This window comes from Patescibacteria group bacterium (assembly GCA_028715115.1).
Taxonomy (GTDB): Bacteria; Patescibacteriota; Patescibacteriia; order UBA2591; family UBA4787; genus JAQUSN01.
Genome location: JAQUSN010000002.1, coordinates 133,584 through 146,267 on the forward strand (window position 1 = coordinate 133,584; position 12,684 = coordinate 146,267).

11 protein-coding genes are annotated in these 12,684 nt (G+C 37.7%); 7 read left to right on the forward strand and 4 right to left on the reverse strand.

Annotation, left to right across the window (positions count from 1 at the left end):
- Positions 1-8: 8 nt before the first annotated feature.
- Positions 9-1,067, forward strand: a complete 1,059-nt coding sequence (locus PHV78_03225) for a reverse transcriptase domain-containing protein (protein MDD5396234.1) — start codon at positions 9-11, stop codon at positions 1,065-1,067.
- 38 nt (positions 1,068-1,105) lie between these two features.
- Here PHV78_03225 and thrS read toward each other — a convergent pair whose 3' ends face one another.
- From thrS to PHV78_03245, 4 genes are read right to left on the reverse strand one after another with little or no spacing between them, the layout of a single operon-like run.
- Entirely contained in the window at positions 1,106-2,953 is a 1,848-nt protein-coding gene (gene thrS / locus PHV78_03230) for a threonine--tRNA ligase (GenBank protein ID MDD5396235.1), read from the reverse strand.
- Positions 2,954-2,955: 2 nt separating this feature from the next.
- Positions 2,956-4,047, reverse strand: coding sequence for a hypothetical protein (locus PHV78_03235; GenBank protein MDD5396236.1), 1,092 nt, complete (start codon positions 4,045-4,047; stop codon positions 2,956-2,958).
- 17 nt (positions 4,048-4,064) lie between these two features.
- Positions 4,065-7,295 carry a DNA polymerase III subunit alpha gene (locus PHV78_03240; protein MDD5396237.1) on the reverse strand — a complete coding sequence of 1,077 codons (3,231 nt, stop codon included), beginning with the start codon at positions 7,293-7,295 and terminating at the stop codon, positions 4,065-4,067.
- Positions 7,296-7,312: 17 nt separating this feature from the next.
- Positions 7,313-7,555, reverse strand: a complete 243-nt coding sequence (locus PHV78_03245) for a hypothetical protein (GenBank protein ID MDD5396238.1) — start codon at positions 7,553-7,555, stop codon at positions 7,313-7,315.
- A 98-nt stretch (positions 7,556-7,653) separates the two neighbouring features.
- Between PHV78_03245 and PHV78_03250 the strand changes: the two genes are divergently transcribed.
- From PHV78_03250 to PHV78_03275, 6 genes are all read left to right on the forward strand, one after another.
- On the forward strand, positions 7,654-8,514 hold the full coding sequence (locus PHV78_03250) for a hypothetical protein (protein MDD5396239.1): 861 nt from the start codon (positions 7,654-7,656) through the stop codon (positions 8,512-8,514).
- A gap of 1 nt (position 8,515) precedes the next feature.
- Positions 8,516-9,637: an FtsW/RodA/SpoVE family cell cycle protein gene (locus tag PHV78_03255; GenBank protein ID MDD5396240.1), complete on the forward strand. Its 1,122-nt coding sequence runs from the start codon at positions 8,516-8,518 to the stop codon at positions 9,635-9,637.
- A 4-nt stretch (positions 9,638-9,641) separates the two neighbouring features.
- On the forward strand, positions 9,642-10,010 hold the full coding sequence (locus tag PHV78_03260) for a hypothetical protein (protein ID MDD5396241.1): 369 nt from the start codon (positions 9,642-9,644) through the stop codon (positions 10,008-10,010).
- Between the two features lies 1 nt (position 10,011).
- On the forward strand, positions 10,012-10,569 hold the full coding sequence (locus PHV78_03265) for an NUDIX domain-containing protein (protein MDD5396242.1): 558 nt from the start codon (positions 10,012-10,014) through the stop codon (positions 10,567-10,569).
- A gap of 1 nt (position 10,570) precedes the next feature.
- Entirely contained in the window at positions 10,571-11,347 is a 777-nt protein-coding gene (locus tag PHV78_03270; protein ID MDD5396243.1) for an alpha/beta fold hydrolase, read from the forward strand.
- Positions 11,348-11,997: 650 nt separating this feature from the next.
- Entirely contained in the window at positions 11,998-12,684 is a 687-nt protein-coding gene (locus PHV78_03275; GenBank protein MDD5396244.1) for a 50S ribosomal protein L25, read from the forward strand.

Genomic DNA, 12,684 nt, shown 5'->3' on the forward strand with positions numbered 1-12,684 from the left:
ATCTATCTATGATTGGAAGGGTATTTAAAGCGGGGGGGGGGCAATTAAAGGAAGAATTTTTCATAAAAATTAAGTTAGATATTAAATTTAGTCAAATTACCGATTTAGAGAATTTACTCGAAGCCTGGCGAGAGTTTTTAAAGGGTAAAAAGAAAAAACCTGATGTTGCGCTGTTTCAAAGGAATTTAATAGACAATATTTTTTCTTTACGCGACGATTTAATTAGCCGTACCTACAGGCACGGCGCTTATCAAGCTTTTAATATTTCTGATCCTAAGCCAAGAAATATTCATAAAGCCACGGTGCGCGACAGGGTTTTACACCGTGCTATCTATCGTCAGCTTTATTCATTTTTTGATCGAATCTTTATCGCCAGTTCGTTTTCTTGTCGTCTTGGCAAAGGAACGCATCGAGGGCTTAAATATTTTCAATCCAATGGTTATAAAGTGAGTAAAAATAATACCAGAACCGCTTGGATCTTAAAATGCGATATTAAGAAATTTTTCGCTAGCGTTGACCATAAAGCCTTGCTTAAAATTTTAGCCCAATATATTACCGATCAAGATGTTTTATGGTTGCTCAAAGAGACTGTTGGCAGTTTTGAGAACAAGCCAAAAATAGGATTGCCGTTAGGCAATTTAACTTCGCAACTTTTTGCCAACGTTTATCTTAACGAATTTGACCAATTTGTAAAACATAACCTAAAAGTTAAATATTATCTGCGCTATGCTGACGATTTTGTTTTACTCTCTGAAGATAAAAACTGGCTCGAGGGTCAGATTCCTCATCTTAAAACATTTCTTTCTGAAAGGTTACGCTTAACCATGCACCCACGAAAAATTTTTCTTAAAACCCTTGCTTCGGGTGTTGATTTTCTGGGCTGGGTTAATTTTTTCCACCATAGGGTGGTTAGGACGAGCACTAAAAAGAAGCTAACCAAGAGAATTAAAGCAAATCCGACCAAAGAAACCATTGCTTCATATTTGGGATTATTGAGCCACGGGAATACATATAAATTAAAAAAGAAAATTAGACTGGCGGATAAATTCAAAAAAGACGGTGCGTGAGCAATCCGTCTTTTTTTTATTAAAATAGATGAAAAATATTATTTTTTATTATTAATCTCTTCTATAATTTTTTCGATAAATTTTTTCTTGGTCATATTTTTGACCTCATCGCCGCCCTGCCCACCGGAGCCTTGGCGTAGGCGGGGAGCCCGAACGTTAAGATTTCTGCCTGATTTTTCTTTATCGCCGATAACCAAGATATAAGGAATTTTATTTTTTTCGGCTTTACGTATTTTATAGCCAACGGTTTCATTCAAATCGTCAACTTCTACGCGTAAATCTAATTCATCAAATTCTTTTTTAAGCTTCCGGCAAACTGCATCATGATTTTTGCCAACCGGGATTAGTTGAACTTGGATAGGCGAGAGCCAAACAGGGAAAGCGCCGCCGCAGTTTTCGATTAAGATAGCGACAAATCTTTCCATTGAGCCCAAAAGCGTACGGTGCAGCATAATAGGAGATTTTTCTTTGCCATCTTTATCAATATAAGTCATTTGGAATCGAGTTGGCTCGTTCATGTCTAATTGGATTGTCGTGCCTTGCCATTCGCGGCCCATCGCGTCGACTGCCTTCAAATCAATAGCTGGACCATAGAATTTAGCGCCGCCAATGTCTTTTTGAAACTTTATTTTTCTCTTGGTCAATAATTCTTCTAAAACTTTTTCTGTGAATTGCCAAGTTTTTTCATTTTTAATGTATTTATCTGTAATTTTTGGATCACGAACAGACAAATAAACATTCAATTTATTAAAACCAAAAGTTTTATTAATATCCAAGGCAAAATCAAGAATACTATTAATTTCATCCACAAACTGATCTTCACGACAAATAATATGGGCATCGTCTTGAGTAAAGCCGCGCACTCTTAGCATTCCATGTAAAACACCGGATTTCTCGAAACGGTAAACACTACCCAATTCACACAGTCTCATCGGTAGATCTCGATAGCTTCGCAATTGTGATTTATAAATTCGGATATGAAAGGGGCAGTTCATCGGTTTAATATAGTATTTTGTTTTTTCTCCAATATCTTTTTCCGCCATAGACATAGATGGATACATTCCTTCTTGAAAAGTCTCTAGATGGCCCGAAGTTTCCCAAAGGTTGCTAAGACCAATGTGAGGAGTATAGACGTATTGATAGCCGCGCTTACGATGTTGCTGCCGCCAATAATGTTCAATTTCTTCGCGTACAATGGATAATTTCGGATGCCAAAGCACCAGGCCAGGTCCGACATAATCATCAATGCTGAATAAATCCAGGTCTTTGCCGATGCGACGATGGTCTCGTTTTTCGGCTTCTTCGATTTGTGTTAAATAACAGTCCAGGTCTTTCTGGCTGGCAAATGCCACGCCATAAACGCGCTGGAGCATTTTATTTTTTTCGTTGCCGCGCCAATAAGCGCCGGCAATTTTGGTCAATTTAAAGGCGCCTAAGCTTTGGGCGGAATTAACGTGCGGACCGCGGCATAAATCAATAAAATTTCCGGTTTGATAAAGGCTGATGACGTTATTTTTATCCGTGGTCACTTCATGTTCGCCCTCTCCATTTAATTTAGTGGTGCCGTGTTTTTTGATATCTTCCAGAAGTTCAACCTTGTAGGCTTGATTAAGTTTTTTGAAGGTAGAAATAGCCTCGTCAATCACGACCTCTCTTCGCTCAAATTTAACCCCGCGTTTAATCAATTGGCGCATTTTTTGTTCGATTTTCGGCAAATCTTCCGGCGTTAAGGTACGTGGCAAATCAAAATCATAATAAAAGCCATTTTCAATTACCGGCCCAACGCCAAACTTAGCTTCGGGAAATAATTCTAAAATTGCAGCCGCGAGCAAGTGGCTGGTTGAATGGCGAACAACTTCGAGCTCAAATTTGTTTTTATCACTCATAATTATAAAGTTTTAAGCGAAATACGATCTTCGTTGGTAGGAGACTTAGTCACGAAAAATGGTGAAATTTTTATAACAAATCGTTCAACGTCTTCTATATTTTGCAGATAAGATTTAATTTGATCTTTAGTTTTGCCAATGAAATAAACGCGGGCCAAAAGGTTGTTGTTTTCGTTAAGAATGGTTTCTCCGGCTAAATACATTTCAATCGTCGCTCGCTGATTTTCGACATCGTAAGATTTTAATCGATAGCCGAAAGAAGAGCGGTCAACGCTGATTAATTTTTGTTCTGCCGGAACTTGGTTGATTAGTTCTTGGTTGATAATTTTTAATAATTCATCTTCTTTTATTAGAGCCGCCGTAGTTTTTAGGGTCATTTTAACGGTAAAATTGTCTTTTTCTTCATTTACTTTTGCGTCAACTTGCGAGGAAACTACTTCTGGTCGAACCGCTATTTTCAGGCTCTGGTCATCTTTTTTCTTTTCAATATTTTCCAGCGCTTGTTTTTGCAGGCTATTTTTTAATGCGTTAGTCGCGTCATCTATATCTGTTTGCGTAACGATGCCAACTTTTTTAAAACCGCCGGTCATGGGCTCTTTGCTCTCGGCAAAAATCTTTTTTTGCAAAATAGCAGAAAGGCCGGGCAAGGTAAAGGTAGTCGGTCCTATTTCATAATCAGCGCCAGTTTTATCTGCTTTGATGTTCGCTTCAACTTTTTGGCCGGCTAAGACAATTATTTTTTGAGTCAGCCTGAATAATTTATTATCAGCTGATAAAAGGCGCGTGTTAGCAACTAGCGATTGGTTTTGGGCCGAATTATTGGTTATTATTACTTCGCCAGTGGCAAAGTCTTCCATGCTGGCCACGGTTTTAGGTTCGGCGGTTTGTTCGCCGCTGACAGTTTCTTCTATGATTTTTGCATTAACGGTGCCGGTAAAGTTAATTTCGGTGCGATGTTTTTTAGAATAAACCAATATGGTCGTACGGTATGACAATAATATCAAACCCAAAATCGTAAGAAGTAAAATAACGATAGTGAAAAGTCCAAAAAAATAACCAATCTTTTTATGCGGTGAAATAAATATAGTAGTCATATGATTAATATATCACATTAATATTGCTTTGACAATAATTTTTGTTGAATTTTTTTAACGCTTTTTTCGATATTTTCTTCCATTAATTCTTCGGCTGTTTCGACGATTATTTTTGGCACGCCATCTTTGTCGGTTAAAGTTCCGGCCGCTAAAATAGTTTTATTTTCTTCAAAGAGATCAGGCATGACCAAAAGGGTTTTCGGGAACACTATGGCTTCGATGGAGCCGGATTCATCTTCTAATTTTATAAATAACATTGATTGCTTGTTTGAGGTTATAATTCTTTTAATATTAGTAATAATGCCGGCGATAATCACGTAGCGCGTATTTAAGTTAGCGCCTTTTAAAAGTGAATTTATCGGTCTGGTCCATTTTTGTAATTCTTCTTTATGCTCTTTAAGCGGATGATCGGAGACGAATAATCCCAAAAGCTCTTTTTCCCAAAAAAGTTTTTGTTTTAATGGAGCAGGCTCGGTTTCGGTTAGGCGTAAACTGCTTTTGCCATTATTGTTTTGGAAAGAGCCAAAGAGATTTGTTTGGCCGTTCTGATGGTCTTGTTGTAACTTTTTATTGAAGTCAAGCAAAACCTCCATATTAACCAATAATTTATTTCTTTCGCCAAACTGGTCGAGGGATCCGGATTTTATAAAACTCTCAAGAGATTTTTTATTTAAGTCTTTTGTTTTAACGCGCGACAGAAAATCATCAAGTCCTTGATAGGCGCCGTTGGCTTTTCGTTCGGCAATAACTTCTTTAACAATACCTTCTCCGACATTTTTAATGGCTAGCAATCCGAATCTTATTTTTTTTGCTCCAACTACGGTAAAATTTTCTAAACTTTCGTTAATGTCGGGCGGGAGCACCTCCAATCCCATTTTTTTGCATTCTTCAACTTCAATAGCAATACGATCGCTGTCGTTTTGGTCGGAAGTTAAAAGAGCGGCCATAAATTCGGTGGGGTAGTTTGCCTTGAGATAGGCGGTTTGATAAGCGATTACGGCATAACAAGTAGCATGTGATTTATTAAAACCATAACCGGCAAATGGTTCAATGAATTGCCAGACTCTTTCGGCCACTGAGCGATCGACGTTATTATTTATACATCCTTTGATGAATTTTACTTTTTGTTCTTGCAATAATTTGGCGATTTTTTTACCTACGGCTTTTCTCAAGACATCAGCTTCGGCCAAGGTGAAGCCTGCCAAGGCTCTAACGGTTAGTAAAAGTTGTTCTTGATAAACGGCAATGCCATAAGTATTTTCCAGGATTGGTTTAAGTTTCGGATGCAAATAACTGGGTTCTTTTAATCCGTTTTTGGCGGCAATATAATCAGGGATAAGCTCCATCGGGCCGGGACGATACAAAGCAACCATGGCGATAATATCTTCCATCTGCGTTGGCTTTAATTGTTTTAGATATCGCCTCATGCCGCCGCTTTCAAATTGGAAAACGCCGATAGTGTAAGCAGCTTGGAATAATTTAAGAGTTTTCGGATCATTGAGCGGCAAATTATCGAGATCAATTTCTTCTTTATAAATTCTTTTAATGATATTAAGCGCGGTTTCGATGAGCGTTAAATTTTTTAAACCCAAAAAGTCCATTTTCAACAAGCCCAATGCCTCCACGGCGTGCATCTCATATTGAGTGATGATAGTTTTTTCCGTGCCGGAAACATCATATTGTACCGGAACATATTGATCCAACGGTTCGGGCGTGATAACAATACCGCAGGCATGTTTAGACGCGTGGCGGGCGACGCCTTCTAGTTTTATTGCCGCGTTAATTATTTTTTTCACGTCAGAATTGGTGTCATAATAATTTTTTAACTCAGATACTTTACTTAACGCTTCGCCCAATTTCATATTCATGGGAATCATTTTGGCCAACTTGTCGCAAAAGCTATAAGGATAATCCAAGACGCGACCGACGTCGCGCACCGCGGCGCGGGCAGCCATCGTCCCGAAAGTGATAATTTGCGCCACATGATCGCGGCCATATTTATTTTCAACATAATGTATTACTTCATCGCGCCTGATATCGGCAAAATCTAAGTCAATATCAGGCATGGAGATTCTCTCCGGGTTTAAAAATCTTTCAAAAACTAAACCATAAGGCAGAGGATCGATATTAGTAATATTCAAAATATATGAAACGATTGAGCCGGCGGCTGAACCTCGGCCCGGTCCGACGACGATGCCATGTTCTTTAGCCCACATAACAAAATCTTGGACAATTAAAAAGTAAGAAGCAAAGCCGGTTTTTTCGATAACGCTTAATTCGTATTTTAACCGTTCCATTACCTCGGGATTTTTGTCAGGATAGCGATGGGGCAGTCTCTCATAGCATAAATTACATAGGTAATCAAAGGGTGTTTCTCCTTCGGGCAGAGCAAAATAAGGGAGCTTGGTTTTACCTAATTCTATCTCCAGGTTACAGGCATCGACGATTTTTTGCGTATTGGCAATGACTTCAGGATGATCCTTAAAGGCCTCTTCTATCATTTCTGGCGAACGGAAAGAATAGTCATCGCCCATCATATAAATCCGGTTATCGGTTTCTGATTTTTTTCTCTTCGTTTGCAGGCACAAAAGGATGTCTTGAATTTCAGCGTCTTCCTGGTGAATATAGTGGCAGTCGTTAGAGGCCACGATTGGAATATCGAATTTTTTGCTAAGCTCAAACATTTTTTTGTTAACGATTGATTGTTCCGGTTCGCCAGGATGGTGCTGTACTTCCAAATAAAAATTATCAGGGCCAAAAATTTCTTTATAATCTTGCAGGGCGCTTTCTAATTTGGCAGTTTGATTATTAATTATTAATTTTGAAATTTCTCCGCCCAGACAAGCGCTCATGCCAATTAATCCTTGTGAATATTTTTTTAACGTCGGTTTATCGATTCTTGGTTTATAATAAAAACCCTCGAGGTGGGCAATGCTCGTGAGTTTAATTAAATTTTTGTATCCAATTTCATCTTTGGCAAGGAGCACCAGATGATAGGGCCGTTCGTCAATTTTTACCCGCTTGTCGTTCAGGCCGTTGGGGGCTAGATATACTTCGACGCCGATGATTGGTTTAATACCGGCCGCTTTGGCTTTTTGATAAAATTCAATGACGCCATACATCACGCCGTGATCGGTAATGGCCAGAGATTTCATTTTGTATTTTTTTGCCTCTTCGATCAGATCTTCGATTTTAGCCATGCCGTCAAGAAGCGAAAAATGGGAGTGGACGTGAAGATGGTTAAACATATTTATAAATTAACGAGCTATTTCTGTCTTCTTTCTTTGATAAACTCGGTTACTTCTTTTATACCCTGTGTTATTAGGGCCATGAAGGTGGAAATTTTAATTTTTTCCTTTAAGTTTTCGGCAATTTTGTTAAAATGATTTATGACGCCAGATATTCTCTTTAAGATAACCAGCCAATAAATCATAGAGATACAAACAAAAAGAGCCACTACGATTATGGCTGCACTGACGCTGTAATAAAAAAGATTTTGTGCGAACATAGACTATAAGTTAATATTTAAATATGTTAATAGCTTACCACTTTTTTCTTTTCAAGACAACCCCTTGTTGTTAATATTGTTTATGCTATAATGAATTTATGGCTGATTTAAACCAGGATCTAAACATTAAAGAAGTAAAATTTGCCAAATGGTATGAAACCAGGAAGGGTTTATTTAAAAAAATCCCGGTTTTGGTGCTAGTTTTAGTTTGTATTATAGTTTGGGCTGTTGGTATTAACCAGACTGTTAAATATTTTATAAACACTTCAGCATATCAGCAAACAATTTTTGGTTTAGTCAAAAATTGGGTTGATTACGTTACTTATAACGAATCAAAAAAGCCTGCGCTTCCGGACGTAAATGTCGCGCCATTGATTTCGTATTTAGGTCCAGATAATTTATATCATTATCATTTATTGGCCAAAGTCAAAAATAACGACAGCAATTGGATAATTTCATCGCTTAGCGGAGAATTTAAATTAGGGGACACGGTGATTTCTGTCAGTAATTTTTTTCTACCCAATGAGCAGAAATATTTAATGGCCTTAAATCAAACAAATCGTCAATTATTTTCTACGGCCGATTTTACCGTTACTGGTGTTTCTTGGCGCCGAGCAAGGCCGGACATTAAATCAAATCTATCCATAATCAATAATTTATCTTATCAGGACGTTAATTTTATACCCGGCGAAGTTGTCGGCGACAAAATTACGCCGGCGCGCGTTCAATTTATTGCCGCCAACCACTCAGCTTATTCTTTTTGGCAGACGATGGCTCAGCTTTTAATTTATCAAGGTAATAAAATTGTTGACGCTTATCTCGTGCCCATAAATGATTGGATGACTGGCCAAGAAAAGTTCGTGGAAATAAATTTGATTCAACAATTTCCTTCTGTTACGAGGATTGAAATTATACCCAATATCGATTTGCTAAATAAAAATATTTTTATTAAGCCATAACATGCCACTGATATTAAATCAAAGATTTAGATTAATAGACTGGGGATTAATAATCCTTATTTTTCTTATAGTGGTTTTTGGTTTAATAGTGCAATATGATTTATCTTTTAATAATAACACAAGCGGGCTGTCTAATTTCACGAAGCAATTAATTTATTGTTTAATCGGTTTTATTTTGATTTTTATTTTAAGTCAATTAGATTTTCGCTATCTTAAATCAATTAGCTATATTTTTTACGGAGTAATTTTATTAGCCCTTGTCGCTGTTCTTTTGTTTGGCAAGACTTTCCACGGAGTGAAAGGTTGGTTGTCGTTTGGCATTTTCAATTTTCAATTGGTTGAGCTGGCGAAGCTCGCCTCCATTATTGCTTTGGCTACCTTTTGGCAAAAGACTATTCGGCCTCTGCCGTTTAAACGTATTATTTTAAGCTTGGTTTTTGTCTTGCCGCCGATAATTTTAGTCGCTTTACAGCCAGACTTTGGTTCGGCGCTGGTTTTATTTTTGACCTGGTTGGGCATTATTGTTTTAGTTGATAATAATCCTAAGCATCTGGTCGCGATTTTTTTAACCATTGTTTTAGTGCTTATTTTAATGTATTTTTTTGTCTTTCATCAATATCAACGAGATAGGATTAGCACTTTGTTAAATCCCGGAGCCGATCCGCTTGGTCGCGGGTATCAAACTGCGCAATCGGCGATGGCCATCGGTTCTGGCGGTTGGTGGGGCAGGGGATTGTCGCTTAGTGCGCATGGATCTCTCAGTTACTTGCCGGCCGGACAAACTGATTTTATTTTTGCCGCCATTGCCGAGCGAGCCGGATTTTTAGGATGTCTTATTGTCTTCGGTTTGTTCTTTTTGTTATTCAGCCGGCTTAATAAATTGGTACAAAAAATTTATGATAATTTTGCCGCGCTTTTGACCATCGGTATTTTAATAAATTTAGTTATTCATTTTGTTATAAATGTCGGAATGAATCTTGGTCTTTTGCCGGTCATTGGGGTTCCATTGCCTCTTTTAAGCTATGGCGGTAGTTATTTGTTGGTAACGTTTATCTTTATCGGTTTAATACAAAGCATTAGTGTTCATCGTTTATTTATCGCCCAAGAAAAAGATTTAGCATAATTTTATGAAAATATTTATTGCTCATTCAAGTAATTATGATTTTAAAAAAGAACTCTACGAGCCGCTTAGAGATTCTTCTTTAGACAAAGAACATAAAATTATTTTGCCTCAAGGAAAAGGATTTGAAACGATTACTCGAGATGTAATAAATGGATGTGATTTATTAGTGGCAGAAATTTCCTATCCCTCGACGGGGCTGGGCATTGAGTTGGGCTGGGCTGATGTGGCTAAGATTCCGGCCATTGGCGTTTATAAAGAAGGAACGAGACCGTCTCCGGCAGTGAATAAAATGATAAAAGACTTTATTATTTACAATGATGCCGATGATATGATCAATAAATTAAGAGAATATATTTCTAATCTTAAAAAATAATATGGGTAAGAAAGAAATACTAAATATTGTTGATGAAAACGATAATATAATCGGACAAGAACAGAGAGAAAGAGTACATAAGAGTGGATTATTACATCGAGAAATTCATGTCTGGGTTTATAACGATAAAGGCGAGGTGTTATTGCAGAAAAGAGCGATGGATAAAGATACTTTTCCTGGATTATTTGACGCATCTGTTGGTGGACACGTTGACTTAAACCAAACCTATGAAGAAGCTGCCACTAGAGAGCTAGAGGAAGAAATTGGCGTTAAGGCTGACATAAAAGATTTATCTTATCTTATTAAAATGAGAGACAAAGATTATGATCAAAGTACCGGAATGACCAATAATAGATTTTGGGTAGTTTATGCTTATAAATATAATGAGAACAAAGATAATTTAAGATTAGAAAAAGGAAAGGCGATAAGTCTGGAATTTTGGCCAATAAACAGAATTATGAACGCCTCGGCTGAAGATAGAGAAAAATTCATTCCATTTTTGCTCGGCGATAAATATTCAATAATTTTTCAAGAAATAAAAAATTTAATTAAACAATAAAATGAAACTATATTTTAAAAATAAAAGCGGATTAAGATTGTGCGGTGTTTTGGACGAGCCGAAAAAGAAGGGTGACACTTGCGTTATTCTTTGCCATGGCCTGGGAGTAGATAAAAATGAATACAATAATATTTTCGTAAAACTTAAAAAGCGATTAGTACAAAAAGGAATGCCAGTTTTCAGGTTCGACTTTATGGCACATGGCGAAAGTCAAGGCAAGTCGATAAACATGACTATTATTAAAGAAAAATATGATTTAGAGGTCGCGGTAAGTTTTTTGAGAAAATTAGGTTATAAAAATTTCGGTATTTTGGGCGCCAGTTTTGGCGGCGGGGCAGTGGCGCTTTTTTCGGCTCAAAATAAGAAAATTATCAAAGCCGCAGTTTTATGGAATGCTTTAATAGACTATCATAGCATTTTAAAACCGACTTTGTCCTGGCCAAAACGTAATTTTGGTTCAGAGGCGATGAAAAGGTTAAAAAAATCAGGCTATATTTTCATTGGCGGTTCTAAATTTAAAATGGGCAAGAAATTATTTTCGGAAATGAAGAAATTACATCCTGGCCAGATAATGGCTAAAACAAAAATACCGACTTTGTTTATCCACGGCACTAATGATAACTATATTCCATATCAAGACTCAGTTAAATATTCCAAGCTATTTAAAAATGCTAAAGTTAAGTTGCTTAAAGATGCCCAACACGGTTTTGATGATAGTAAAGAACACACCGAGGAGGCGATAAAATATACAACAGATTTTTTCGCCAAATTCATATAGTAGATAAAAATAAAAATGAGTAGCTTAAAACTCATTTTTATTTTAAAAGAAACCGGCGCGGAACTAGTCCGCGCCGGGAGATGGTTCTTGCTGCTGGAAGAGTGCCTTGTTCGGCATGCCGTCGGTTATGACTACGAGAACAGAGATGAGGGCACTGCCTATCTGCCACAGGATGAGTCTGATCACGAAAGGGCCCGGCATCATACAGAGCCCGATAGTGAGTCCAAGCCAGGCGCCTATGATAGACCAGAATATCACGTCTCTTGTCCCTAGATCCCTCATGACGTCCCCGTAGGGCGGGCGTCAAGAGGCGTTTTTTCCGTAGCGATTTCGTACAAGAAAACCAGGATCAGGCTGATCACTAACCAGGCGCTGGTCAGTAACGGGACGCCCAGGCCGATGCACAGAACCTTCCATAGGTTCAGCATGTCGAAGTGGCAGATCCAGATGACGTACTTGATGCACGTCACGAACCAGACGATGAAACACACTAGAGAAATCACTCCTGCCTCCTTAGTTAGGTTGTATTTAATATTATATATTTTTGGTTAATTGTCAATCCATTTATACACCGAATATCTTAAATAACCTTGACAAGTTTCCCCCTTTATTTTATAATTTTATCACTAACTATCTAAGTATTATTTGATATGACATTATCATTAAAAGCCAAAAGCCGTACGATTACTGGCGGCAAGGTAAATGAATTAAGGAAAGAAGGCCAAATTCCGGCTATTGTTTACGGCCATGGTTTTAAAAATGTAAACATTATCGTTTCTGATGGCGATTTTAAAAAAGTTTTTAAAGAAGCGGGCGAGAGTAGTTTGGTGAGTTTAGTCGTTGACGATGCTAAGCCGATTCAAGTTTTGGTTCACGATATTCAATATCAACCGCTTAAAAACACCATTCAACACATTGATTTTTATCATGTCAAAGCTGACGAAAAAATTACTGCCGAAGCAGGCTTACGTTTTATCGGCGATGCTCCGGCTGTTAAAGAATTAAGTGGCGTTCTTGTGACCCCAATTACCAAAGTTAAAATCGAATGTCTACCCAAGGACCTGGTTCATGAATTAGAAGTTGACATTTCAACCTTAAACACCTTTGAAGATGCAATTAGAATAAAAGATTTAGTTGTGCCTGCAGGAATAAAAATTGTCGGATCGCTTGACGAAGTTGTGGCTTTAGTTGAAGCACCGAGAAGCGAAGAAGAATTAAAGAGCTTGGAAGAAAAGCCAGAAGCCAAAGTTGAAGATGTTAAGACCGTAAAAGAAGAAACCAAGGCTGCCGAAGATAAAATCGAAGAAGAAAAAACTACAGAAAAAACAGACAAATAA